The sequence below is a fragment of the Parabacteroides sp. KHUB-03 genome (assembly GCF_056640975.1).
On sequence record NZ_CM153257.1, the window covers coordinates 635,001 to 660,527 of the forward strand.

Genomic DNA, 25,527 nt, shown 5'->3' on the forward strand with positions numbered 1-25,527 from the left:
TGAAGAAGATAAGTGCCGCCAGTATACGTAACATATCAGAAGTATTTTGTAATAGATTCCTGTTGGAAAGAGTGCATCTCATTGATCATCCTCACTGCCGACTGCACAATAGGGTAGGCACATACGGCCCCTGATCCCTCTCCTAAGCGCAGGCCTAAATCCAGTAAAGGCTTTGCTTTCAAGAAATTCAATACCCGCTTATGGCCGGTTTCGTCGCCGCAGTGTCCGAAGATGCAGTAAGGAAGTACTTCCGGATGGAGGCGGGAAGCTGCCAGTACGCAGTTGGTCATAATGAAACCATCTATCAGTATTACCATTTTCAGTTCGGCAGCACGCAACATGCCGCCTACGGCCATTACCATCTCGTAACCGCCGAAGTGGCGCATGATGTCTGATGTACTTCCATCTCCCTTGTAATTGTCGAGGGCTTCTTTCAGTACATTATATTTATGTTTTATCCCTTCTGTATTAAGCCCGCTTCCGGCACCTACGCAATCTATCAAAGGAATCCGGGTCAGGCAAGTCATCCACATACTTGAAGCGGAAGTGTTGCCAATGCCCATTTCTCCGAAACTTATTACGTTGCATCCTTCCTTGTAACAATCGGTCACAACGTCAGCTCCGTATTGCAGTGCCAGTTCCATTTCTTCTGTTGTCATGGCTGCCTCGTGCAGGAAGTTGCGCGTACCGTTTGCTCTGATTTTCTTATTGGTAAGTTTGGGATTGGGGCTAAACTCGTGGTCTACTCCCGCATCTATAATCTTAATATTGAAACCATGCTGGCGTGCAAGGAAGCATACGCCTGCGCCGTCGTTCAGGAAATTGTATACTACCTGGTGGGTAATCTCTTTGGGAGACTGGCTCACACCTTCATCGGCAATGCCATGATCGGCTGCATATATAACGTTAACCGGGTTGGACAGAACCGGACTTAATGTTTGCTGGATAAGTCCGATCTGTAAAGCGATCTCTTCCAGACGTCCTAAAGAACCTTTGGGCTTTGCCAGGTTGTTTATTTTATCTTCCAGTTCCGGAACTAACTTTTCATCAGGCTTTTCAATATGGAATGTAATCATTGTTGTATATGTTTATTTGTTTTCTTTTATCTTTACCGGAATACCGCTAACCATTAATATAACTTCATCTGCTCTGGATGCAATATATTGATTTAACCAGCCTTGCATGTCTGTGAATTTCCGTTGAACTTCGTCCGCCGCTACCCCGCCCATGCCTAATTCGTTTGTTACAAAGATGAAACGGGCTTCCTGGTTTGTGAATTTGTTAAATTCTTCTTTCAGTTCGGAAAGCGAAAGTTCTACATTACTGTTATTGTCGAAGAAGAAGTTGGTACCCCATAAAGTAACACAGTCTATAACGACGACACGACCTGCCAGAGAGTGCCGGCTCAAATGCTTTTCTTCTTCTATATTGGTCCATTCCGGTCCGCGGTCTTTCTGATGGCGCAATACACGCTGCCTGAATTCTTCATCCCAGACACGTGAAGTAGCCAGATAAACAGGGTTTTCGGACAATGACAATGCCAACCGTTGTGCATATCCGCTTTTTCCGGAACGTTGTCCTCCTGTAACTAATGTAATATATTTCATTATCAGATGAATAATAAAATGGTTATAACAATAAGTCCCATTACCAGTTCTGTGTTGCTGTTTACTTTTATAGCCTGCAGCATATCGTCTGTGGTAAACGCACGTTCGTTTGTACCGATATACGGTTTTTCTACTGGCTGTCCGAAGTAGTCGTGTGTTCCTCCGAAACGACAATCCAATATCGCAGCCAAAGCAGCTTCGGGGTAACCGGAGTTGGGGCTGGCATGCATCGGTCCGTATTGTTTTACAAAGCTGCGTTTATTCCAGTTGCCGGAGGCTGCTAGCATCAGGTAAGCTGTTAGCCGTGCCGGCAGATAGTTTGCCACATCATCCAAATGAGCCGCCGATTTGCCGAATGCCAGATAGCGTTCGTTTTTATATCCTATCATAGAGTCGAGCGTGTTGACCATCTTATATGCCATCATACCCGGCAGACCAAGGAGGGCAAACCAAAACATGGGAGCAACCACTCCGTCGCTCAGGTTCTCCGCCAACGTTTCCAGCGCAGCCGCCCGTATTTCCTGCGGGGAAAGGCGGCTTGTGTCCCGTCCTACGATGCGGCTTACCTGCCGGCGTCCTTCTTCTGTGCTCCGGTCGGTTGCCTCAAATACGGCTTTTACCTCTTTTATCAATGTCTTGCCTGCCAGACAATAGAATACGCCAATGGCTATAAGTATAGACTGAATCGACGGATTTATACGGTTTGCCAGGTCTAGTATTCCATAACAAATAAAGTAAACGCCCAGAATAAAACCTATCGCCATTAATGAACCTTTCAACTCGCGGTTATTTCCATTGTTTAACTTTTTCTCTCCGGTGGAAATCAGTTTGCCGAAAAACACAACCGGATGAAACCAGCCTTCCGGATCGCCCAATATACGGTCTGCCAGCCAGCCTCCGAGGAAAGGCATTACTTTTATTGCATGCAGGGTTTGAGATGTCAGGTACATATTGTATGTTATTAACAGATTACAAACTTACATAAACATATCCGATCTCCAATTAACGCTACATCTAATTTTGTTTTTATCCGGGTCTTTTCTACTTTTGTAAAGGAAATCTTTAAATCCGGATGACATTATGAAATATCTCTACTCCTTTTTGTTTTTAGTGTTTTGTTGTTTGTGTGTAAATGCAAAAGTACGGAAGGCTGTATATATAATAGTTGACGGTATTCCTGCCGACCAGATCGAACGCCTTCATACACCAGCCGTGTTTGATATTGCTTCCCGTGGGGCTTATAGCCGTGCCTATACAGGTGGCGAAGTGGGCGGATATTCCGAAACAGCAACCATTTCTGCTATAGGTTATACTAACCTGTTGACGGGAACCTGGTTTAACAAGCATAATGTGGGAGGAAACGATAATTTGAAACCAAACTATAACTATTGGACAATTTTCCGTATTGCCAAAGAGCAACCGAAAGACTATAAAACGGCAATCTATTCCAGTTGGACAGACAACCGTACTGTTTTGATAGGTGAAGGGAAGCCGGAAACCAATTACCTGAAGATTGATTATGTGGCCGACGGCTACGAACTGGATACTGCCCGTTTTCCGAAAGCTCCGAAGGATATGCATATATTCGACATTGATGAAGTTGTTTCTCGTGAAGCGGCCAAAGGAATACGTGAGAATGCACCGGATTTGAGCTGGGTTTATCTGTGGTATACGGATGATGCCGGCCATATTATGGGAAATGGTCCGTTCTTTGATGAATATGTTCGTAAAGCGGATGAACAGATTGCCCGTGTGTGGGAAGCTGTGAAATATCGCGAAGCCAATTTTGATGAAGAATGGATGGTAGTGGTTACTACAGATCATGGGCGGGAGGAAAACGGGCATGGTCACGGAGGCCAATCCTGGCGCGAACGGACTACCTGGATTTCTACCAATGTGCCCGTCAATGCACATTTCAAAGCTCCTTATCTTTCTATAACAGATATTGCTCCTTCCATCTGCCGTTTTATGGGGTTTGACATCCCTCGGCATGTGAAATGGGAACAAGACGGTATGCCTTTTATCGGTGATGTGGATATTTATGATTTACGCTCGCTACCCTATGATAATTCGGTATCGTTGACATGGAATTGCTATTCGGAGAAAGCACCTGTTACGATTTATGGAACTGCAACCAACAACTATAAGGAAGGCAAAGAAGACCAGTGGGTTGAGATTACAACCGTTCCTGCCGGACAGAAGCAGTATACGGTAGATTTGACTAAACTGCCGGATTCGCAGTTCTATAAATTTGTATTGGCTACCCCAAATAATATTTTGAATCGTTGGGTAAAACCTGTGAATTAATTTATATCTTTGTACTATGTTAAGAATAGTAACACATATAGAACGCACGCTGCTGGTACATGATTGTGTCATTGTGCCGAAGTTCGGAGGTTTTGTGCTTCAGACGATACCTGCTAAGTATCAGGCAGAGAGCCATTCGTTCAATCCTTCCCGTAAAGAGATCGTTTTTAATACGACTTTACAGCATAACGATGGCTTATTGTCAGAGTCGTATATGCAAATATATGGTGTGGACTATCGGAAAGCTGTTTTGATGCTTGAAGAAGATGTGAAAAGCCTGAAAGAAACTTTGCAACAGCATAAAAGTTTGTCTTTTGGAAATATCGGTTCTTTTTCTTTGGGAGAAGAAGGCCAAACGGTGTTTCTTCCGGCAGATACGGCACTTTTTAACCTGACATCGTACGGTTTGTCTTCGTTTAGTTTTCCTACGCTGGAATCTTATCTGGCAGAGAAGAGACTTCTTGAGGTAGGTCAGAAACATAAGAAAGATACATTGTATATCCCTGTTAGTCGCAAGTGGGTGCGTGTGGTGGTGGCATCGGCTGCTGCGGTGGCGTTATTCTTTTTAGTGTCTACTCCGGTGAAGGATGTAAACCAGTCGGCTTATACAGCTAGTTTTGTACCGACCGAAATTGTATCTTATAAAGCGCCCGAACTTAATTTGTCTTCATCAACAATAGCTGAAGCAGACAAGAAAGAGGCTGATGTTGCTTTGATTGCTTCACCACGTCAGTCTTCGGTTGCTAAAGAGGCAAAGACAAGAACGGCTGCTTCTGTTGCACCTAAAGTGAAAGAGGTTTCAAAACCTGTTGCTGTAGCCGGGTCAAAGAAAATGTATCACATCGTGATAGCCAGTTTTCCTTCCGAGAGCCAAGCTAATGAGTATATAGCCAGTGTACAAAGCGAATGCAAGAACGTAAGTAAAGTCGTACGTGATGGCAAATACCGTATTTATGCCGATAAGTATGATAACCGCGAACAGGCCGAGAATTATATGGCTGATCTTCGTAAAAACGATAAGTTTAAAGATGCCTGGTTGTTCATCAGCCGGTGAATAAGATTATCTCTATTACTTTCCTCTTGACATAAAAGTAGTAAAAAACGTCTGCCGGAAGCACTAAAGTGTTGCAGGCACAATCTCAGTAATAATAAAACAACAATATATGTGTCAATGATATATAGCCAATATCCGATTGTTTGACAAATTGGGGATAAGTCCCGAAGATGCTGACAGAAGGTGACAAAGTGAACTTTTAAACGCCTCTTTGTTGAGACTATGGTCTGGTACTTTTTAGGTAGGCAACTAAAAAAATATAGATTGTTGATAGAATTAAGGAGTGTGCTATTTTTCTTGCTTGGACTCCTTTCTCTTTTTTAACCGACCTGATTTTCGTAATGCCTGATCCAGAATATACTGAATCTGGCCATTGGTACTGCGGAATTCATCCGCAGCCCAGGCTTCGATAGCATCCATCATTTCTGCATCAATGCGCAGAACAAAGTTTTTGGTTGCATTCTCTTTTTTGGCCATCACTTCTTATTAATATTAAAAAATTAAATTATTGATATAATGTACCCGTGTTGATAATTGGTTGGGCGGATTCGTCGGCACAAAGTACTACAAGCAGATTGCTGACCATACTTGCTTTCTTTTCTTCGTCCAGTTCGACAACGCTATCTTTTTCAAGTTTGTCTAATGCTAAATGAACCATACTGACTGCACCTTCCACAATGCGTTCACGGGCAGCGATAATTGCTTCTGCCTGCTGACGGCGGAGCATTACGCCTGCAATTTCTGAGGCATAAGCCAAATAGTTAATGCGTGCTTCTACGATCTCTATTCCAGCAAGAGTCAGCCTGCTGTTTAGTTCGTCCTCAAGCCGCCGGGTTACTTCGCCTTCGTTATCTGATCGCAAAGTTACTTTATCGCTTGTTTCGTTCGTGTCGTAGGCATACATGCCTGCAACTTGCCGCAAAGCTGCATCACTTTGAATTTGTACAAACATCTTTACATCTCCCGAAATATCAAAAGTTGCTTTGTAAGTATCTTTTATTCTCCAGACAACAACAGCGCCAATCATCACCGGATTTCCTACTTTGTCGTTTACCTTGATCGGCTCAAGGTTCAAGTTGAAAATACGTAAAGTTACTTTTGTTTTTAGTAAAAGCGGATTCACCCAGAAAAAACCATTTTCGATTATAGTGCCGGTGTATTTCCCAAAAAAAGTCATAACCCGGGAGTTATTCGGTTGAATAATCATGAAACCATAGCACATGAAAATTGCGCAGAAAATACCAATAATGGCAGGGATCAGGCTCCATGGTTTGTTTAAGGCAAACATGAGAATAGAAACTCCCAGTATGATAAGGATGAATAATATCGCTACGAAACCGGAAAGTTTAATGCCGTTAAAAGCTTTTTCTTGTGTCTTCATAATAATTTGTATTTGATATTGTTTTGATATCACAAATAAATGCAATCCTTTGCGTATTACCAAATAAAATGTATTCTTTTTAGAGGGATATTTAAAATATTCTTTAGCTTTGTCTACTTAAAAATTAATTCGATTGGAATTTCAGTTAGACACTAACAATAAGGAGTTTCAGGATGCATTGCAGTTGATAACTCATACACGCCAATCCGTTTTTCTTACGGGAAAAGCCGGGACTGGCAAATCTACATTTCTGAAACATATCTGTGCACATACGAAAAAGAAGTTTGTTGTATTAGCTCCTACAGGTATAGCTGCAATCAATGCCGGCGGAGTAACTATGCACTCTTTCTTTAAGTTACCTTTCAGGCCGATGTTACCGGATGATCCGGATTTGAGCTTGAAGGATGGGCGTATTTTCGAGTTCTTTAAATACAGGAAAGAGCATCGTAAAATTATTTCGGAAGTGGAGTTGATAATTATCGATGAAATCTCGATGGTGAGGGCGGATATTATAGATTGTGTAGACCGCATATTGCGTGTTTTTTCCGGCAATATGCGTTTGCCGTTCGGAGGAAAACAACTGTTGTTCGTAGGAGATGTTTTTCAACTGGAACCGGTAGTGCCGTCCGACCAAAAAGAAATTCTGAGTCTGTTTTATGCTACTCCTTATTTCTTTTCAGCACGTGTTTTTAACTCAATCAATCTGGTTCCTATCGAACTGCAGAAAGTATACAGACAAACAGACCCGGTTTTTATTAATGTGCTTGACCGTATCCGTAATAATATAGCCCGGAAGGAAGAACTTGATACCTTAAATGCCCGTTGCTTTCCGTCTTTTATACCAAAAGACGAAGATATGTATATTACACTTGCCACACGCCGGGATCAGGTAGATTATATCAATGAGAAGAAGTTGGCGGAACTTCCCGGAGAAGAGTTTATCTCCGAAGGGAAGATCGATGGAGACTTTCCTGAGTCGTCATTGCCAACGCAATTGAATTTGTCGTTGAAAGAACAGGCGCAGATCATCTTTATCGATAATGATCATGAGCGTCGTTGGGTAAATGGAACTATCGGTATTATTTCAGGCCTGGACGAAAACGGTAATGTGTACGTCATGTTAGAAAGTGGTGTGGAATATCTTGTGGAACCTACTACCTGGCGCAATTATAAGTATCAGTATAATGAAAAAGAAAAACGCATTGAAGAAGAGATTGTAGGAACTTTCGAGCAATTACCGATTCGCCTGGCATGGGCAATTACGGTACACAAAAGCCAGGGGCTTACCTTTTCGAGGGTTGTTGTAGATTTAACAGGAGGCGTTTTTGCAGGGGGGCAAACGTATGTTGCTTTAAGCCGTTGCACATCGCTGGAAGGTTTGGTGTTGAGAAGTAAAATCTCGCCTCGTGATATTTTTGTTAAAAAAGAGATCGTTGAATTTAGCCAGATATTTAATGACCAACGTTTGATTGAAAAGAGTTTGCGCGAGAGTGAAGCCGAATTGTTGTATGCACAGGCTGTCCACAGTTTTAATGCAGGCAATATGAAAGAGTCTGTCGAATCTTTTTGTGTTGCTGTAAAGAAGCGGAATGAGTTGGAAAATCTTTCCGTTCAACGTTTGATGCGCCTGAAATTACAGACAGTAAATTCCCAGCAAGAGCAGATCAAAGCTTTGAAAGCAGAGATACATGCCATGCGTGAGACACAAAAAGAATATGCCCGCGAATACTATCTGATGGGAAACGAATGTATAACCAAAGCTAAAGACGGCAATGCCGCTATCCGCTGTTTTGATAAAGCACTTAAATTAGATCCTTATTATGTAGATGCTTGGGTGCGCAAGGGGGTGACATTGATGGATTTAGGAGAAAACTATGATGCACAGGTTTGCCTTAATAAAGCAGTGAAGCTGGATACCAATTCCTTTAAGGCCCGTTATAACCGGGGTAAATGTCTTTTGCATTTAAAATACTATGATGAGGCAATAGCAGACTTGCTGAAAGCTGCCGGATTGAAGCCCAAGCATGCCTATGTACACGATTACCTGGCAGAAGCTTATTCGGCTTTGGGAGATGAGGGACAAGCCCAGAACCATCGGGATATAGCCGATGAATTAAGAAATACACTGTAAGTATCTGAAAATACATTCTTTCTTATAATCAGCATAATCCATAAAAAAGAAAGGGGCTGCATCTCTATTGAAGATACAACCCCTTGATATTTGTTCTTATAAATATATTTATTAATTGAAAATATATCGTATGCTGAACTGTACGGAAGATGTGGAAGCGAAGCCCTGATAATTCATAAATGTTTCAGTTAGTTTCTGACTGCCGTTCTTATTCATGTTGTACATAAAGTCTCCGTTTTCGTCGCGGATGATAGCTCCTTTTTCATTTGTAGCAAACTTCAAAGGAGAGTTTCCATTTGTAGAAACTTGTTTGTATATGCCCCATTTGTTGTTTAATAAGTTTCCTAAGTTCTTGATGTCAATGCCGAACTGAATTGTGTTACGGCTGTTGCCAACTTTTACATAGAAATCTTGCATAAACTTCAGATCGAATTGATGACACCAAGGCATAACAGCACCGTTGCGGTCTGCATATTCGCCTTTGTGCTTGCTTAAATATTTGTCCTGGTTTACATAAGCCCAGAAATCGTTTGCCTGATCTTCTTTAGAATAGGTTACTTTACCTGATTTGTCAACAATGTCTGCAAAGTTTAATTCGTCTTTAGAAGCCGGGATATACATTAACGGAGTTGCACCACCATCATTTAACGGGTTATTGCTGTATGTATAACCAAAACGGGAATATGAATAATTGCCTGCGTATCCTAGCTGGCTTCCTTCATAAATTAAGGTTATAGCAGAAGCAAAGTTCTTTCCGTATTCTTTACGATAACCGGCAGATGCGATGATACGGTTTGGCGCAACATAGCTGGCATAACCAATTTCGTGGGCGTTGGAACCGTTAATGCAGTTCGTGTTGGTTTTCCAAGCGGAAGTAACCTGATCTCCGATACCGTCTCCGTATGATTTTGCATAAGAATATGTGTATGCAAATGATAAATCAAGACCGAAATTGAAACGTTTACTCAACTGGGAAGTGATGGAGTAATAGTAAGCCTGGTCTCCTCCGTTTTCGATAACATAAGGAGTAACGCCGCGGCCTTCACTGTTAGTTGCACAATAGCCGTTATTATAGTACAAACGTGTGTCGTTAGCAGAAAGCTTCACTTCGGAAGGATCGTTTAATCCTGCATTTGTAACTACGATAGGGTTGATGTCACGGTTATAAATACCTTCTACTGTGAAACCTATATCACCAGGCAATTTAGCGTCGAAAGCTAATGAAGTTTTGAATGTAGAAGGCATTTTCAGGTCTTCAGTCATGATAGTAGGAGACTGCGGAGCCGGTAATGCTTTCGCTTCATATTTGCCGCCATACATGTTGTTCAGTATACCATTCAAATCAGGAGAGAAATTGGGAGCTTCATCGGATTTGTAAGTAAACATCTGATACTGTCCTACATTAGAGTTCCCAACAGCAGAAACGATCCAGACAAACGGAATGCGACCGGTATAGAGTCCCATACCGCCGCGGAGAACGTATTTACGTTCTCCGGTTAAGTCCCAGTTGAAACCTACACGCGGAGAAAGATTTACTGTTGTCTTAGGCATCTGATCCGTTGAATAATGTTTGCCATGGAATAACAAACCTGCAAATTCTTCGTTATAATTATTTTTCAGAGCCGGATAAATAGGTACTTCCAAACGCAAACCGGCAGTAAGCTTAAAGTTTTCGGTGAAAGCCATTTCGTCTTGATAATAAAGAGAAACTTGCTCGTAGTTGAACGCTGCATTTTCTTGCTTCAGGCCATTGTTGTTAGGATGCGTGATAGCGAAAGCCGAAGGCTTTTGATTGTTAACGAAATCATCCCATGAAGAAAATACATAATAACCGGAACCGGCAGGCATGAAGCCGTTTTCTGAATGGTTAAATTCAAACTGTACACCACCCAGCATGCTGTGGATTCCTGTGGAGTAACTCAGTTCATCTGTTGCAACAAATGTTTTTACTCTGCGAAGGTTACCGTATGTGAATGGGTCCGGGCCGAATGATGCATATACGTCACCATCCTTTAAGATATCTACCGTCGGGAAGAATCCTCCATCTGTTTCACGAGGCTCGTTCTGGTAAGAATAGGTCAGACGTACCATATTGTTCATTTTTCCATCCATGAAGCGAGAGTTCAACTCGGTAGCCAAACTCATGAAGTCGCGTAACTGGTAGTAACGTGAATTTTCATAAGTCATAGCATATTTGGAACTTCTGCCGCCGTTGTTGCCATGTCCCGGATAAATATTGGCTGCATTCATCGGACTGGTAGAAGAAGATGGTGAGTTTGAATCTTTTGTATGAGTCTTAGAAAAACGGAAGTTGATCTTATTGTTATCATTAATATTCCAGTCTAAACGTGCCATAATACGGTAGGCTGGTGTTTTAATATCATATCCGGAATAACGTCCTGTGTTATATCCGTATTTTTCAGACATGTATTTGCTCATCATATCCATGTCGCTTACGGTCGGGCGGTTTACGTTATTATCACCCCATTGTTCACTATCGCTGGTACGCGGACGAGTGATAGGGCCGGCTGTTACGTTATCTTCGTATTCTCCGTTCACGAAATAGAATAATTTATCTTTTATTATTGCGCCGCCAATACTGGCTCCATACGTATAATATTGGGCTTTACTGCGCTTCAAAGTATAGTCGTCTACGTGTACACCTTTCAGACTTTGGTTATTCAGATATGTATAAGCTGTTGCTTTGAATTTATTATCTCCCGAGCGTGTTACAGCATTGATAGAACCACCAGTAAATCCGCTCTGACGGACATCGTAAGGAGTAACAGATACGGTGATCTGTTCCAAAGCATCAAGAGAGATAGGAGAGCCGTTTGCCGGAAGATTCTGGCCGATACCGAAAGCATTATTAAATGCAGCACCATCGACTGTTACGTATGACTGACGGTAGTTTCCGCCACCTACGGCGAAACCGTTGGTTGTTGTTGATGATTGTGGAGACATACGCATGATGTCGTTCATGCTACGGCTGATGGTTGGAATGGCTTCAATGCCTTCTCTTGTAATGCTTGTGATAGCGCCTGCACGGTCGCTTTTCATATTACTGTTGCTGGAACCAATAACAACAACTTCTTCCAAAAGCTCCGAAGATTCTTTTAATGAAGCATTCAAAGCGTAGTTATCACCCAGGTTCAACGAAATATTTGTAAAAGCGATGGGCTGATATCCGACATAAGAAATATCAACTTTGTAAGGTCCGCCGGCACGCATATTAGGGAGGGTGTAACGTCCGTCAATATTCGTGACGGTTCCGTAACGCGTACCTGAAGGTTCATGTATTGCAACGACTGTTGCACCAATAACTGGTTCATCCTCATACACAACTTTTCCACTGATGCTGGCAGTAGTAACCTGTGCCACAGAAGAGACGGTGAACAAGAAACTCAATACCGAAAAAAGGAAAAGAGTCTGTAAATGTTTACGCATAATAGATTTTGTTTAATTAATAAAAACGTTACAAAGTTAAGTTTTGTTTTTCGAATAGCAGACATATAATGAATCCTTTATTATTACAAATCTTTTAATTTTTGTTTTTAGTTATTTTTTATCAATTGTCAAAAGTCGTTGATTTTTGTACATATATTGTTTTTCTTCCGTTTGAAATATCTCAAGTCTTTTTTAATCATACCTTTGCCACCGTAATAATTAATGTATATATATGAGACAATTTTATTTTTATAGCATTACTTGTTTGTTGATATGTTTTTTGTGTAGTTGTAAGCCAACGGTTCCGCCTTCCGATCGCTATGTTGTAGTGCTTTCTATGGATGGATTTCGATCCGATTATCCTTTACGCGCTAATACCCCTACATTAGATTCTTTAGCTAATGTTGGTGTCCGTTCTACATTTCGCCCCTGTTTTCCAAGTGTTACTTTTCCGAACCATTATGCTATGGCTACGGGTTTGCATCCCGATCATAATGGTTTAATAAATAATTTCTTTTACGCTCCCGATGTGGATAGCATATACCGGATGGGAGATCTGACTTCATTCTTTTATGGTGGGGAACCTATTTGGAATACGGCAGAAAAACAAGGTGTGCGTGCTGCTTCTTTTTATTGGGTGGGCAGCGAAGTTCCGGTTCATGGAATGCAACCCTCTATCTGGAAAAAGTTTGATAAATCCGTATCGTTCTCCGACCGTGCGGATTCTGTTATTTCATGGTTGAGGTTGCCCGAAGCCGACCGGCCCCATTTAATTATGTGGTATATGGAAGAACCGGACGCTATAGGACATTATAGTACACCCGATTCTTCTGCCACGTTAGAGAAAGTTGAAGAATTGGATGGTGTATTAAATCATTTCTTTGCGGAAGCCCGCAAACTTGATATTTTTGATAAAATAGACTTTGTTGTTCTTTCCGATCATGGAATGGCTACCTATTATCCTGAAAATTATGTTAACCTGATAGATTATTTGCCTTTGGATAGTTTCGAATATGTATTTGACGGCGTTCCGACTCTCCTTTATCCTAAGAAAACTTATTTAGATAGCGCGTATGCCATTTTGAAGCAAGTTCCACATATAACGGTTTGGAAAAAAGATGAAATTCCGTCTAAATATATTTACGGATCAAATCCGCGTATTGGAGATTTGGTAGTACTTCCGGATATAGGAAGTTATGTGCATTTCAGAGAAAAGAAGATAACCCCGTATAAAGGAGCCACTCACGGGTATGATAATTTTGAACCTGAGATGGAGGCAATTTTTTATGCAGCCGGTCCTTCGTTTAAGAAACACGTAGAGGTACCTACTATGGCGAATGTCAATTTATATTTGTTGATTACTCGTTTACTGGGAATACAACCTGCCCCTAATGATGGCGATAGTGCTGTGGTAGAACAATTGCTGGTTAAGTAGAAATCCATAGCAAAGGGAAAACCAGGTATATCCCTTTGCTATGGACTGCACATCCTTTTTTAGAAATAAAAGTTAGTACCGGGGCAGAAAATTAACTTACTGCTGGATGTGTCGATTTCGATTTTATTTTCTCTGGCCAACCAACCTATAGCAGACCATAATTCGGCATCCGATAGGAATGTCATTTTCTTCAACGTCTCAAAACTCCAGCGCTCACCATCCGATAGTAAATTCCAGACGGCTCCAGCATTCAAACCGATAGATCCTTTTGTCATGATAATATTATGTTTTATGTTTATGGTATGTGTTATCTATACAACATAAATAGACCGTGAATTGATATAATCCGGGCGTATTTTTAGTGTGTTTTAAAAGAACTATCCCAATTGTTAACCCTTATTGCCATTAGAGGGCTGGAACATAAGATTTTTTGAGAATTAATCTTTTGTCCGTTATAAATTCCGGTTGTTGTTTATGCCTTTTTTATTCCATTCCTTCGAAAATTGATTCGTCGTATATGTTATGTTCATCCTTATCATGGGAGGCATGCCATACTTGGGCAAAGAAGGGATTGCCTTTGGCTATTTCATCGTAATTCCAGGGCAAGGGCTGGCATTCCGTACACCAGTGGCCTCCCAGTAAAATTAAGTTTGGAGATGCTTTGAACCGATGACCGAATTGGCACTCCCATTCCAGTGGCGAAGCCAAATCTCCTTTAACCATTGTACCGGACAGGCATTTGCCACCTCGAAACAGGGCGGCTTGTTGCATGTCTTCAATGTCTAATTCTTCTTTGGGCTTTGTTTCATCGTACCCATGTTTTAATATAACAGGAATTTCGGAAGGATGTTCTTTATTTATTTTATTCCAGTCTGGAATAGCTTCCCATGCTTCATAAGAGCCGAAATAGGCCGAGATGCGATGCTGGTTTTTTGTCTTTATCCAATTAAGTGTGCCCAGACCCTTTTGGGATGCAATGGCCTTCATCATTTTTTTGATAATGAATGCCGGTGTGATTTTGGATAGGTGGAAGTACCAGGGAACTTGCTTTGCCATCCACCGGAAATAATCATCGCAGGATTGGTTGCTACGGAAATGTAGATAATTTTCCAAAATATCAGAGTCAGTATACCATTGCCCATGGAAGTTTCGTAAGGCAAACCAGTTCGGTTCAAATATCTTTTCCGGAGGAGGGCAGGAGATTGCCTTCAGTAGTTTGCATTCGAATTCATAGTTAGTTAGCCGGTAAGACGGACCACTACTGATATTATAAAAACGGTTCCAGAACTCGTCCGGTACATTGTCTTCGCAAACATTTGCAAGCAAGCGCCCCGAATCTTCGGCTGTTGCCCATTCCAGTACGCCATCTATCGGGACATGAAATGTGATCGGATCGGACCCTTTGTATAACAGCTCAGGGCAAAGAATGCCTGTTTGGCGAAGACAAGCCCAGTGTTTTATTCCGGATTCTACAAATATGCGTTCGGCTATTGTTTTGGATATGGCATAGTGGTCGTAGATACTGGCACAAATCGGGTCGCCGGTTCGTCCCCAATGGATTGGAGCGTTGCGGTGTCCGGTTTGTGCAACAGAACCAATGTAAACCACTTTTATCTGATCTGCGTTCGGTTGGGCTTTTACCGCTTTTACAATATATTCGGCTGCTGCGGTATTTACTTTCCGGGTTTTCTTCGGATAGTAATCGGCTGCAGGAGAAACCATTCCTCCTACATGCAATACATAGTCTGCTCCGGTTACTCCGTTCAGTATGTCGTTGTAATTGGTAAGGTCTCCCCAGACGATCCGAATGCCTTTCTTATGTTCGTATGCCGCTAGTTTTTTTTTGTTGGTTTGGCTCGGACGTGCCAGTAATGTGATATTAAAACGATCTAATCTTCCCGATAGTTCTTCCAGTCCTGCCTTTCCCATGGTACCCGTTGCTCCGGTAAGAAAAATTGTCTTTTTAGTTTTCATAATAGCTTATAGTATATTGTTTTTACAAATATGATGATTCTTTTTTATTTAGCCTATTTATTAAATAGAAATATGGCATATACAAGAGCTATAGTAACTGATTATCTTTACAAGAATCCAACTGTCTATAAAGGCATATTTTACCGTATAAGCTAATAGCACAGAGACCACCAAGGCAATAAAGCTACTCCATCCAAACAGGCTGAATAATCCTCCGAACAGAATGAATGAAACCAGTAATACCACAACGAACGATAGAATTACAACTACCGTTATCTTTGCTGCACCTTTCAGCAGCGTTTTCCAGTTCTGGGCGTAGATCACTACACCGTCGGCTGCGCTTTTGAAGGCATTCTGATTCGGATGGTAGAACGTATAGCCCAAGCAACACTCATCGATATAACCCAGTGAAATATCGAGGAACATCTTCATTAGGCTCATCACGTCACCCATACCGGGTATGCTGCCCAACAAACTATCGTTCAGACGTTCAAATGCCTTCTGTAACTGATGTACGGAACCAGATACCAGTTTGTCTAACGCGAAGTAAACATTGGATGTCCCGAAGCGTTCTTTACCATCGCTTTGCCTGTGCCGACCGGATTTTCCGGCACGGTTCCTGTTTTAAAAGCCATCGTAATTACTGCCACATGTCCGGCTTTCACCATATAACCGATATAATGATTCAGTATGAAATTAACAATGCCGATGACGCATAACCAGACAATAAACATAGCTACTCCGACTCCCTCGTTATTGAACAGGGTGGAGATACCCATCAGGATGGCAAACAGGATAACGGCTATCAAAATGTTTAATAGCCCCAATCCCCGTTTGATCCATCCGAACTGCAGGGTTTTGAAGAAAATTTCTTTTGCTGTCATATCTATTTCAGTATTTTATATTTGCCGATAAGAGGCAACTCTTTTGCCCGTCCGTTGGCTGCATTGATAATCCCAATGATCGCCAGTACGGTGATAACGAGATATACCAGATTGAGAATTGTTCCGCAGATGGAATAGACTTCCCATAGCTTAAGTCCCCGCCAAAGGATAGCTCTTAGCACGGCTGTCAGTATACTGTCTATAATCACCCATGCAACCCATACCAGACAAAGCATGATTCCCTGGTTAGCATGGAAACGGGCGAATTTTGAATCTTTGGCGGCCAGGATAGGTACGAGTACCAGAATCCCGAAGTAAGCAAAGATTGCCATTACCTTGTTTTGCTCGATGTCTTTCGGAGCGAATTCGGATGTGTTGTCTGTCGTGTTGTTGAGTTGGGCGAATTTATCGCCTAGCTGCATTTCGTCCGATTGGGCGGCGGATTGGGATACTGGCTGAGATTCTGTTTGTGGTGTATTGCTTTCCGATATCTGAGTTCCACAAGCCGGACAGAATTTTACACCATCACTTATTTGTTGTCCACATGTTCCACAAAATGCCATAATTTGTTTCCTCCTATAATTAATTTGTTTATTCTATTCCCGTAGCCGGGATTATACTTTTAATTTCTTCTACTTCTTGCCAGAGGCTTTTCAGCGTATCTCCTAAAAAGAGTTTGAAGAGAAGACTGAACAGAATGACGAGAATCGTACCGATTAGCAGCATCAGTAACATGGCGCGTGCAAAATTTGCCTGACTTACTTTCCTGCATCCTCCGCATGCCCATATGAGTAGCAGGATAATGTTGACGATAGGGATTAGCATCAATAGCATCATACCGATATACCCGCCTATTGAAACTGGTTCATATTTGCTACCCGGCAGCGGTGGATAAGGTTGTGCCTGAGGCTGTGGCGAAACTGCTGGTTGCGATGGGGCCTGTTGGGTTTGTGGCGGCACCGGTTTTCCGCACGAAGTGCAGAACTTAACATTGTCGGGGACTTGTACCCCGCAAAAAGAGCAAAATACCATAGTCTGTTCCTCCTATTATTATTTAAGGTTATTTTTTACTGTATATACTTGTCTTTTATTCATTGTATATTTTGCTTTCGCGTGAATTTGCTACGAGCATGGCGACGTATTGGGTTTTAGCCTGGATGCTGGGTGCTGTGTACAAGTCTTTGAAGGTCGCGTTTGTTTTTGTCAGACTTTCCGACTTGTTGGGATCGTGATTCAACCAGATTTCCCAGACTGTCGGTATATTTGAACAGGATCCTTCGAGCTTGTATCTCTTCGTTCTCTGTCCAATCCATATCCAGCAGGATATTGTTGCCGTCTTTTGTCATTTTGCACCCCACGACCTTTACCGTTTCATAAAAATCATACTCGAAAGTGAAATCTTCGGGCATTGTAAAGTCGAGCCTGTCCGTTTGTGAACTTTGTTGCGCACTTTCGGAAGGCGGATGTTTACCGTCGGCGAAAGCGGAAAACCCCGTGAGAAGGATGGCTATAAGATAGAATATATATGTTCTCATGATGACGTTTGTTTAAATGTTAATACCATAATGTTGCCGAAAGAACATTCAGGAAACAAAAATCCCGGCAACTCTTTGCGGAGAGATGTCGGGATTTTCAGAGAAGAGGATCTATTGGCTATAGTTTTTTCTTCAAAAGCTCCGGATTACTTCTATTATCATGGATCGTTACAATGTATATCGTTTGATCTTTTACCTGATAGTAGATTGTATTGAATTTGGATAAAACACATCGTCTAATACCAGTTTTCAGAGAAGATGCCGGGAATGCATAGGGGAATGTATTGATACGTATGAGTTCGTTGTCAACAGACCGAACAAATTTCCGTACAATAGTTTCTCCCCAGATATTGAACAGGAACTGAACAATTTCTTCAAAATCAAGAGTGGCCTGATCAGACCATTCTATATTATAGCCATTGTTCATAACGTTTTCTCATTTCGTTATGGGGAATGGTCTTTCCTGCTTCAATGTCGGCTAATCCTTTATCGATAGCCTGTCGCTCTTTTTCAGAAATGGTGTTCCACCATTCGTTCTCCTGCTCTTCCCCCAATACACGGGCGAAACTCATTTTTTTGAGCAGTTCGATAAAGGCTTTACCTTCGTAGCTGTTGTCATCTATTAAAATTGTTGTCATAGGAATAATCTCCTTTCTTCTTATACGTTAGTTGCAAAGATAATCATTTGAAGGAGATAACTCATTTCCCTTTTCCTAAAAATCATTTCAGCATGTCAAAGAGCGATGTTCACATATTTTGTTTATTACTGCTTCACGAATTGACTTCGTCGATTTGTCTGCGCTGCTCGGCATAGTCCAAGCAAGCTTGGCTCTGCCCTCACAGCTTGACGAATTCCACCCGCCGGTTCTTGGCGCGTCCTTCGTCTGTTCCGTTATCGGCGATAGGGGATGTTTGTCCTTTGCCTGAGGAGGTGAGACGATCGGCGGCAATGCCCATTTCCACCAGCTTGTCGACGATGGATTTCGAGCGGGCTTCGCTGAGTGTCTGGTTCGAAGTGGCGTTGCCGGTGCTGTCGGTATGGCCTTCGACGGAGAATTTCAGGTCGGGGTTTTCGGTTATCAACTGCACGATGCGGTTGATCTCGCCCATCGACTCCGGCTTGATCGTACTCTTGCCCACGTCGAAGGTGATGCCGTAGGTGATGAACTTCCCGTCGGACATCATCCGGTCGTAGAGCGGAACGGCACCTTTGGCGATACGGATGTTTTTGATAAAGACTTCGTTCTCGAAGGAGCTTCCGATAGTCATGTAACTTCCCGTATTGACCATGTTCGGAATATTGGCCACTCGGGTTTGGTTGATGTATATTTTCATGGCACGCTTATTGAATGAGAGAGAGACATGTTGCCATTTCCTGGCTTCGAGTTTCGCTTGATCCTCGCCACGCCGCATTTCATTTCCCGAAGTCGGTTTCCATTCGTATTCGAAATTATTTAACGGCTCCGATTCAAACACCTGAGTGAGAAAATTCAACCTGAAAGTCGTCTGATCGTAACTACTTTCTTTAATATAGAAATCGATCAGACCGTAATTCGCGTAATGGTCGTCTTCATTTGAATGATACTGGCTCCAGTAATCGAACTCGATGGTGTATATCTCCCCCAGATAGTTTTTAGTATCTTTCATCAGAGGAGTGATCGTTGTATGCTCCATCAGTTGGATCACGGTTTCGCCGTTGAGTTTGGCGATCTCGGCATTGCCATCAATCAGATCCCATTGGCTGGGGAATTCGCCGAGTTGCTCTCCTGTGAGATTATCTTCGAAGATGACTTCGTCGCCGGGCACGAAGTCGAACTTGTTCCATGACATTTCGGCGTTTTTCTCAACCTGGGGTTGTTCGTCTTTTTTTGCTTTGGGATCAGCGGCAGGAGTGGCTTTTTTTTCTACAGCTTCCTCTTCTGTATTTTCTTCTTCTTTTTCGTTGCCGGTTACAATATCCTCTCCGGTTTCAAAAACCTTATCGACAGTTTTATCCACTTTCTCGTTCACCTTGTCCTCCACTTTTTGTTTCGAGCGGTCTTTGGCTCGTTTGACTGCTTTTTTGCCCAGATCCTTGATCCATTGCGCTTCGGCTTGCGGGGCGGCAAAGAGGGCGATTATGCCTATTATTATTAATGTGATAATGCGTTTCATATGCTTTCGTTTTAATGGTTTACGATTCATTTTCCGTTACGGCTTCCCGACTCTAAAGTTCATCTTTGAGAGCATCCATTATTTCTTTGGAATCGTCGATATCTTTCTGGAGTTTGTTGCGAAGGCTTTTCTTCGTGTATTCGCCGTATCCGAGCTCGACTATCTCGCCGCTTTGCTCGTAAATGACGATGTTTCCTTCCATCTTTATATCATCGAAGAGGTGGCTTACTTCTTTGTATCCGGTGTGAATTTTTTCCGCCATTTTTTTGTCCGGGTATTTGGCCTCGACCACCAGGCGGGTACATTTGTCGCCGGTGAAATGGTAAGTCGTTTTGGTGACTATGCCACCAAATGCTTTTGTCGTTCTGATGACCTTGTCCCCCTTGATCTCAACCTTGTCGGACAGATCTTTCATCATTTCTGTCAGTTCTTTCTTTTCACTGCGGGAAAGTTTGTCATCGCTTTCATCCGATTTCTTTCCACTATTTCCGCAGGAGGTCATGCCGGCTGCTATCGCCAGGCAGAGCAGTATGTTTATGATTGTTTTCATATCTGTAAGTTTTAAAAGTTTATTTATTAATATCGGTTGCTTTCAGCTCTTTCTCGTATTCGTCGAGAAACTGTTTGATGGCCTGGATTTCCGGCGCGTTCATCAGCGGCTCTGCTTTCTTTTGAAGCTTTTTGCCTGCTGCTTCGGTGATGGCATCCACCTCTGCCTGATATTCCGCATAAGGACGGTAGCCTTTGGGGGGCGAGAAGATACCCGCCGGAGTGCTTTCCTTGAAACTTTCCACCTGGCTCCACGCCATTCCTTTTATTCCGCCGCCGAAGTTGATGTTCTTCCAGCTGTAGTATAGCATCTTCATGCCGCTTTCCGGTTCGGTGATCTCTAATGTGAAGCAGGATTTGCCGGCTATGGTGGTGCTCGCTACCTTGCGGGCATTCATCCGGGCCAGAAAGGAGGGGGGCATCACCTCATAATTGCTGATGATCGGACATTCGAGCTTCTTGTCCAGGCCGGGTATTTCGTAGGAGAAGTAGACGAATTCCACATCTTTCAGCCCGTTATTCAAAGCGTTTTCCAGATCTTTCATCGTTGGCTCTTTGATGTCGGGTATCTGAAGGCTGGCTGCCTGGTCGGTTATCCGCCTTACTTTTTCGATAGAGGCGACGGCGGTAAGAATGGTTACTTTTCCGGCAGCATAATCGTAGATCGTGCCTGTCCCCATATCGTTCATCATGGCAAACAGCTTCCCGTAGTTATCGAAATAGTAGGTACTGTTTATTTGGGGGAAGCCTTGCATCGTGTTGACCATCCGCAGCGTTCCGCTTTTTGTTCCGGCTTTGAGGTCTTTCTTTTCCATGCCCCGGATATGCAGAACGACTTCGTACACGCATTTGCGGCCTGCTTTATCTTTTACCGTAAAGTAGCTATCCTCTCCACCGATCCGTTTGCCGGATGCCGGTGAACTGGTGACGTTGCTTCCGGTGGTATAAACAGGTATGATGTTCTCGAAATCTGTATCCGGATCGACTGTGATTTCAATTATCCCTTTTTTATGGTCTATCTTACCTTTTTCTTTTCCGATGGAGAAGGTGAGGATACGTGGGGCATTCGGATCGGTGGATCCCAGCGTGGGAGCTTCGGCTTCTTCTTCCGCATACATCTCTTCCGGGTAGATATCTTCCGCCGGCGGGAAGTCGTAGTCGATCTCTTCTGCTTCCTTTTCTTTTTGCTTCTCGTCCTCACCAAGTACGGTTTTGCTGATCTCCTGCGCTTTCTTGCCGAGCTTTTTCAGGAACCCTTGTCCGTAGATCGGGGGAGAGGCAAACAGTGCTATTATGAATAAGGTATAGAATCGTTTCATATTAGTTGCCCTCCATCAATATCAGTTCACCTGAACTTATCAGTTTGTTTTTCTTGTCGTACGTTTCAGTCCGGATGGTTCCGATGTTGCGGGCGTACCATACACAGAGGGTATTTTCTGATTTGAACCCCATGGCTTTCCCGCTGACTTTGCTTTGCACTTTATAGCATTCAAAGGTTCCCGCAGGCGTGGTGATATCTTCCTTGGCTACGACTTTCGTCTCGGTGATTTTTGAAGAAGCGACGGTAAGTGAACCCATTTTTACGGTAACATTGGAGTCCTCCAGCGTCATGCCTTCTTCCAGGGTGGCAGGAACAACGGTTCCTTCGCCTGTAATGGTCACCCCTTCCATTAACTTGCCTGCACTGGAAGAGGGATCAAAATAGACTGCTCCATTTTTGATTTGTATTTCAACAGGCATTTTGAATAATACTTCTTTCTTCTTGTCTAATGCTTCTGTGTCGTAAGTGACTTCAAAATTTTGTGCGTCTGTCCCATTTACTTTTGAAATGGTATAGCGGACGTAATCGGTCGTTTTGCCTTTTTTATCGTAATTGGCATATGTCAATATAATTCCTTCCTTGTTGGGAAAAAATGGGTTCTGTGCATAAATGGTTGTCGGTACCAGTAACGTAGTTAAGATAATTGCTGTGATAAATCTGAATAAAGCTCTCATGATATTTAATGTATTTGATGGTTAATATTTCATCATCACCCCGGAGGGGTCTTCTCATTTGCCTTGTCTGTTTCCAAAGCTGTTTTCAGCCATTTGGCAGGTGAGGTTCCTTCCAGTTTATTAAAGGCGGCATAGAAGGTAGAACGTGACCGGAATCCACAGTCATAGGCAACACTTTCTATTGTGTAGCTGTTGGTATTGTCTGATAGTAGGATGCGCTTTACTTCTTCTAGCCGTTTTCTGTTTACCACATCAAAAAAATTCAGGTTCAGGAAACGGTTTAAAGATTGAGAAATGGCAGCCGGAGCAATTTCCGTTGCCAGGGAGATATCCCAAATGCAAAGGTTCGGATTTTTATAATCATCCGAGTGACGGAGGAAAGATTGTATTTTCTCACAATTTTGCTCCATTTCTTTTTCGCTCAATCTTGATCTTGCATAGCGCATATTCATGCTTTTATCTTTTATTTACAAAAGAAAGTATTTCTTGTTTAACAAAAGGCTATCTATGCTACCTCCGTGTCCGCTCAAATTTATACGGACAAATTTTTGCATCTTTCCCTTTGCTCTGGTGTCAAAATTAGAAGATTGAGAGTTTACCTTTTATCCCCAAAAAGGGGTTCTTGTGCCATAGGTGGGTAAATACCCCTTTTTAGGGGTGTTGCTATGCTCGATATTCATTATATTTGTTGGTGCATAAATACATATTTTTGAAAGATATACAATATGAAAAAACTGGCTGGAATATTACTCGGAATAATAACTTTTGTATTAGGTTGCCATCCGGTTTCTTTCGACCACGATCCGGGGTATGAGGAGGAATGTGCTTATATGCAGGAATTATTGGCGCGGAAAGAATATGATTCTATTTATATTGTAGCAGACCGTCTGTTGAAGGCGGTAACTCCCGATACTCTTTCTGTGTGGGCGTATAATGCTTATTCGTCAAAAGGAGTGGCTCTGGATATTACCGGTAAGTATGACCAGGCAGGTTATAATTTATATTGTGCCCTCCGTGCAGCAGAGGCAATAGACGATCCTGTGTTGCAGGGTAAGGCTCATAACAATATTGGTATTTTGTATTTTAATCAGCGTGATGCAGACCAAGCCATAGGGCATTATCATAAATTTTATGAAATAGCTGCTGTCCGGGGTGATTCGATAAGTATGGTACGGGCCTTGAATAATATGGGGAATGCTTGTGCTACGATCAAAAAAGATTTAGATGGAGCACTTTCTTATTTTGAAACGGGGCTTGCTATAGCCGACCGGATAGGTTATTGGGAAGGCCGGCAAACTATTCGTATCACGATGGCTGACATTTGCATCGGAAAAGGTAATCTGGAGAAAGCCCTTCAATTGCTTGATGAAGTGAAGGCGATAGATGGCTGGGATTATTATGCCGATTATGCGTTGGCAACTATTTATAATAAACAGAAGCAGTATGATAAAGCTATTTCTCTTTATCAATCAATTCTGGCGAGGAAAGTGAATAATCGTGAATTTTATCTGGCCGTACTGAACGATGCTAGCGAAATAAGTGAGAGGAATGGCGATCTGAAATCCGCCTTACGGTATCGTGTACGATATCAGGCCGATCGAGATTCAATGCATACGCTCGAAAGTGCCCGGATAATCCAGAATTTGAAGATTGCCTACGAAACGGAGAAGAAAGAAATGCAGATTGTCTCTGTTGAAGAAGAAAAACGTTTGATCCTTTGGTTGACGCTTTCCTGTATTGCTTTACTGGCCCTTTTTCTTGTTCTGTTGGTTTTCCGTCAACGGTTTATTAACCAGAAAAAAGAATTGGCAGAGAAGCGTGTGGAACAGCTGGAACAAGAAAAGGAACTGGTTGCAGCCAAATCTTTGCTGGATGGAGAGAATCAGGAACGGGGACGACTTTCCCGTGAGTTGCATGATGGACTAGGCGGATTACTTACTATGGCAAAACTAGACCTTGACAAATTCCGACAGGAGAAAGAAACGGAAAAAGAGAGATTGGAACATGTCATCAGCCTGATGGATCGATCTATTACAGAAATGCGCCGGCTGGCACATAACCTGATGCCCGAATCGTTGGCACGTTTTGGGCTATATCCTGTGTTGGAAGAATTTTGTGCCGGTTCGTCAAGCGTTGATTTCTATTTCTACGGAAAAGAACGGCGTCTGGACAGGGATATAGAAATAAATATTTACCGTATAGCCTGTGAACTAATCAATAATGCATTAAAGCATGCCGAGGCCTCCCAGATCAACGTACAGTTGATACAAGCCGATGATAGTCTTTCTTTGACTGTCCAGGATGACGGCAGGGGAATGGGCGGATCAACAGAAGGGCAGGGGTTGTCAACTGTCCGTTCGCGTATCGAACTGCTTGGTGCAACTCTTAATATTGTTTCCGGCAAAGAACGGGGAACAGAAATCACTGTAGAATTAAACTGCTAAAAACTATAGGTTATGATTAAAGTAGTAATAGTAGACGATCATCCCATTGTTGCTGACGGAATCCGGCAGCTGATTTCAGAAGAGGCGGGAATGGATGTTGTGGGAACTGCCATGTGTGGTAAAGATTGCAAAGAATTATTGCAAAACACAACACCGGATATTATCCTGCTTGATATTAATCTGCCGGATATGAATGGCATGGATCTTTGCGCATATGTACATAATCGCTATCCGTTTATCCGTATTATTGCCCTAACCGGTTTTAAGGAATATTTCTATATGCAGAAAATGTTGCAAAATGGTGCTAGCGGTTATTTGCTGAAAAATGCTTTGCCGGAAGAGATACTGGAAGGAATACGCAGTGTTTATAAGGGAGAACGTTATTTCAGTGAGGAGGCCGGCTCTGTAATCTCTGCACGGAAAGAAAAAGGAAAACTTTTTCTTACCATCCGTGAGACAGAGTTACTGAGCCTCATAGTAGAGGGGTATACAAATAAAGAAATAGCAGAAAAGCTGTTTCTTGGAGTAGAAACAGTGAATAGTTACCGTAAAAACCTATTATTGAAACTGGGGGTGAAAAATACAGCAGCTATGGTAAAGCTGGCTATTACAGAGAAACTTATATGAGGC

General features: G+C 42.5%; 27 protein-coding genes (1 of these 27 cut by a window edge). 6 read left to right on the plus strand and 21 right to left on the minus strand.

The features are described from left to right. The 4 genes in view from ACYIB7_RS02650 to cbiB are tightly spaced (at most 12 nt apart) and all read right to left on the minus strand, a layout consistent with a single transcriptional unit that may run on beyond the window. A protein-coding gene (locus ACYIB7_RS02650) for an adenosylcobinamide-GDP ribazoletransferase (RefSeq protein WP_480338009.1) crosses the window boundary here: on the minus strand, positions 1-34 show its 5' end (the start). 713 nt of this gene lie to the left of the window's left edge; the window shows 34 of its 747 coding nt (coding positions 1-34); its start codon is at positions 32-34; the stop codon falls past the left edge of the window. A gap of 1 nt (position 35) precedes the next feature. Then, a complete protein-coding gene (gene cobT / locus ACYIB7_RS02655; protein ID WP_103984126.1) occupies positions 36-1,076 on the minus strand; it encodes a nicotinate-nucleotide--dimethylbenzimidazole phosphoribosyltransferase in 1,041 nt (346 codons plus the stop codon). Positions 1,077-1,088: 12 nt separating this feature from the next. Next, complete coding sequence (gene cobU, locus ACYIB7_RS02660) at positions 1,089-1,607, minus strand: bifunctional adenosylcobinamide kinase/adenosylcobinamide-phosphate guanylyltransferase (protein ID WP_200817978.1); 519 nt, start codon at positions 1,605-1,607, stop codon at positions 1,089-1,091. Positions 1,608-1,609: 2 nt separating this feature from the next. Continuing rightward, complete coding sequence (cbiB, locus tag ACYIB7_RS02665) at positions 1,610-2,557, minus strand: adenosylcobinamide-phosphate synthase CbiB (RefSeq protein WP_480338011.1); 948 nt, start codon at positions 2,555-2,557, stop codon at positions 1,610-1,612. A 130-nt stretch (positions 2,558-2,687) separates the two neighbouring features. Between cbiB and ACYIB7_RS02670 the strand changes: the two genes are divergently transcribed. Together ACYIB7_RS02670 and ACYIB7_RS02675 are read left to right on the plus strand one after the other, a co-directional pair. Further along, complete coding sequence (locus ACYIB7_RS02670) at positions 2,688-3,914, plus strand: alkaline phosphatase family protein (RefSeq protein WP_103984124.1); 1,227 nt, start codon at positions 2,688-2,690, stop codon at positions 3,912-3,914. 16 nt (positions 3,915-3,930) lie between these two features. After that, on the plus strand, positions 3,931-4,968 hold the full coding sequence (locus ACYIB7_RS02675) for an HU domain-containing protein (protein ID WP_480338014.1): 1,038 nt from the start codon (positions 3,931-3,933) through the stop codon (positions 4,966-4,968). Positions 4,969-5,256: 288 nt separating this feature from the next. On the opposite strand, the gene ACYIB7_RS02680 is transcribed toward ACYIB7_RS02675, so the two are convergent. After that, entirely contained in the window at positions 5,257-5,445 is a 189-nt protein-coding gene (locus tag ACYIB7_RS02680) for a type II toxin-antitoxin system antitoxin (protein WP_099463515.1), read from the minus strand. A 28-nt stretch (positions 5,446-5,473) separates the two neighbouring features. After that, entirely contained in the window at positions 5,474-6,349 is an 876-nt protein-coding gene (locus ACYIB7_RS02685) for an SPFH domain-containing protein (protein WP_480338015.1), read from the minus strand. A gap of 133 nt (positions 6,350-6,482) precedes the next feature. Here ACYIB7_RS02685 and ACYIB7_RS02690 point away from each other — a divergent pair, with 133 nt between their 5' ends. After that, positions 6,483-8,480, plus strand: coding sequence for an AAA family ATPase (locus ACYIB7_RS02690; protein ID WP_480338017.1), 1,998 nt, complete (start codon positions 6,483-6,485; stop codon positions 8,478-8,480). Between the two features lie 111 nt (positions 8,481-8,591). Here the strand turns inward: ACYIB7_RS02690 and ACYIB7_RS02695 are convergent, their stop codons facing one another. Further along, a complete protein-coding gene (locus tag ACYIB7_RS02695; protein WP_103984120.1) occupies positions 8,592-11,927 on the minus strand; it encodes a TonB-dependent receptor in 3,336 nt (1,111 codons plus the stop codon). Positions 11,928-12,159: 232 nt separating this feature from the next. Here ACYIB7_RS02695 and ACYIB7_RS02700 point away from each other — a divergent pair, with 232 nt between their 5' ends. After that, positions 12,160-13,362: an alkaline phosphatase family protein gene (locus ACYIB7_RS02700; protein WP_480338018.1), complete on the plus strand. Its 1,203-nt coding sequence runs from the start codon at positions 12,160-12,162 to the stop codon at positions 13,360-13,362. 59 nt (positions 13,363-13,421) lie between these two features. Here the strand turns inward: ACYIB7_RS02700 and ACYIB7_RS02705 are convergent, their stop codons facing one another. From ACYIB7_RS02705 to ACYIB7_RS02770, 14 genes are all read right to left on the minus strand, one after another. Continuing rightward, positions 13,422-13,637 carry a winged helix-turn-helix domain-containing protein gene (locus ACYIB7_RS02705; protein ID WP_099463510.1) on the minus strand — a complete coding sequence of 72 codons (216 nt, stop codon included), beginning with the start codon at positions 13,635-13,637 and terminating at the stop codon, positions 13,422-13,424. Between the two features lie 208 nt (positions 13,638-13,845). Further along, the gene (locus ACYIB7_RS02710; RefSeq protein ID WP_103984117.1) at positions 13,846-15,336 is read right to left on the minus strand and encodes an NAD-dependent epimerase/dehydratase family protein; all 1,491 of its coding nucleotides are present in this window, start codon (positions 15,334-15,336) and stop codon (positions 13,846-13,848) included. A gap of 60 nt (positions 15,337-15,396) precedes the next feature. Beyond that, positions 15,397-15,789 carry a hypothetical protein gene (locus ACYIB7_RS02715; RefSeq protein ID WP_480338020.1) on the minus strand — a complete coding sequence of 131 codons (393 nt, stop codon included), beginning with the start codon at positions 15,787-15,789 and terminating at the stop codon, positions 15,397-15,399. Between the two features lie 83 nt (positions 15,790-15,872). Continuing rightward, the gene (locus ACYIB7_RS02720) at positions 15,873-16,220 is read right to left on the minus strand and encodes a hypothetical protein (protein WP_480338021.1); all 348 of its coding nucleotides are present in this window, start codon (positions 16,218-16,220) and stop codon (positions 15,873-15,875) included. Between the two features lie 2 nt (positions 16,221-16,222). Continuing rightward, complete coding sequence (locus ACYIB7_RS02725) at positions 16,223-16,783, minus strand: zinc-ribbon domain-containing protein (RefSeq protein ID WP_103984116.1); 561 nt, start codon at positions 16,781-16,783, stop codon at positions 16,223-16,225. Positions 16,784-16,811: 28 nt separating this feature from the next. Next, positions 16,812-17,252: a zinc-ribbon domain-containing protein gene (locus ACYIB7_RS02730; protein WP_103984115.1), complete on the minus strand. Its 441-nt coding sequence runs from the start codon at positions 17,250-17,252 to the stop codon at positions 16,812-16,814. A 116-nt stretch (positions 17,253-17,368) separates the two neighbouring features. Further along, positions 17,369-17,755: a hypothetical protein gene (locus tag ACYIB7_RS02735; protein WP_103984114.1), complete on the minus strand. Its 387-nt coding sequence runs from the start codon at positions 17,753-17,755 to the stop codon at positions 17,369-17,371. A 118-nt stretch (positions 17,756-17,873) separates the two neighbouring features. Then, a complete protein-coding gene (locus ACYIB7_RS02740; RefSeq protein ID WP_480338024.1) occupies positions 17,874-18,182 on the minus strand; it encodes a type II toxin-antitoxin system RelE/ParE family toxin in 309 nt (102 codons plus the stop codon). Beyond that, positions 18,166-18,393: a hypothetical protein gene (locus tag ACYIB7_RS02745; RefSeq protein WP_103984112.1), complete on the minus strand. Its 228-nt coding sequence runs from the start codon at positions 18,391-18,393 to the stop codon at positions 18,166-18,168. The genes ACYIB7_RS02740 and ACYIB7_RS02745 overlap by 17 nt, the downstream gene beginning before the upstream one ends. Positions 18,394-18,592: 199 nt before the next feature. Further along, complete coding sequence (locus ACYIB7_RS02750; RefSeq protein ID WP_480338026.1) at positions 18,593-19,909, minus strand: OmpA family protein; 1,317 nt, start codon at positions 19,907-19,909, stop codon at positions 18,593-18,595. A gap of 52 nt (positions 19,910-19,961) precedes the next feature. Continuing rightward, positions 19,962-20,459, minus strand: a complete 498-nt coding sequence (locus tag ACYIB7_RS02755; RefSeq protein ID WP_480338028.1) for a hypothetical protein — start codon at positions 20,457-20,459, stop codon at positions 19,962-19,964. Between the two features lie 19 nt (positions 20,460-20,478). Further along, positions 20,479-21,777 carry a hypothetical protein gene (locus tag ACYIB7_RS02760; RefSeq protein ID WP_480338029.1) on the minus strand — a complete coding sequence of 433 codons (1,299 nt, stop codon included), beginning with the start codon at positions 21,775-21,777 and terminating at the stop codon, positions 20,479-20,481. Position 21,778: 1 nt separating this feature from the next. Continuing rightward, entirely contained in the window at positions 21,779-22,453 is a 675-nt protein-coding gene (locus tag ACYIB7_RS02765) for a TapB family protein (RefSeq protein WP_103984108.1), read from the minus strand. Between the two features lie 35 nt (positions 22,454-22,488). After that, positions 22,489-22,905, minus strand: coding sequence for a helix-turn-helix domain-containing protein (locus tag ACYIB7_RS02770; RefSeq protein WP_103984107.1), 417 nt, complete (start codon positions 22,903-22,905; stop codon positions 22,489-22,491). A gap of 273 nt (positions 22,906-23,178) precedes the next feature. Here ACYIB7_RS02770 and ACYIB7_RS02775 point away from each other — a divergent pair, with 273 nt between their 5' ends. Both ACYIB7_RS02775 and ACYIB7_RS02780 read left to right on the plus strand, forming a co-directional pair. Beyond that, the gene (locus ACYIB7_RS02775) at positions 23,179-24,897 is read left to right on the plus strand and encodes a tetratricopeptide repeat-containing sensor histidine kinase (RefSeq protein WP_103984106.1); all 1,719 of its coding nucleotides are present in this window, start codon (positions 23,179-23,181) and stop codon (positions 24,895-24,897) included. 12 nt (positions 24,898-24,909) lie between these two features. Next, entirely contained in the window at positions 24,910-25,524 is a 615-nt protein-coding gene (locus tag ACYIB7_RS02780; RefSeq protein ID WP_103984105.1) for a response regulator, read from the plus strand. Positions 25,525-25,527 lie beyond the last annotated feature (3 nt).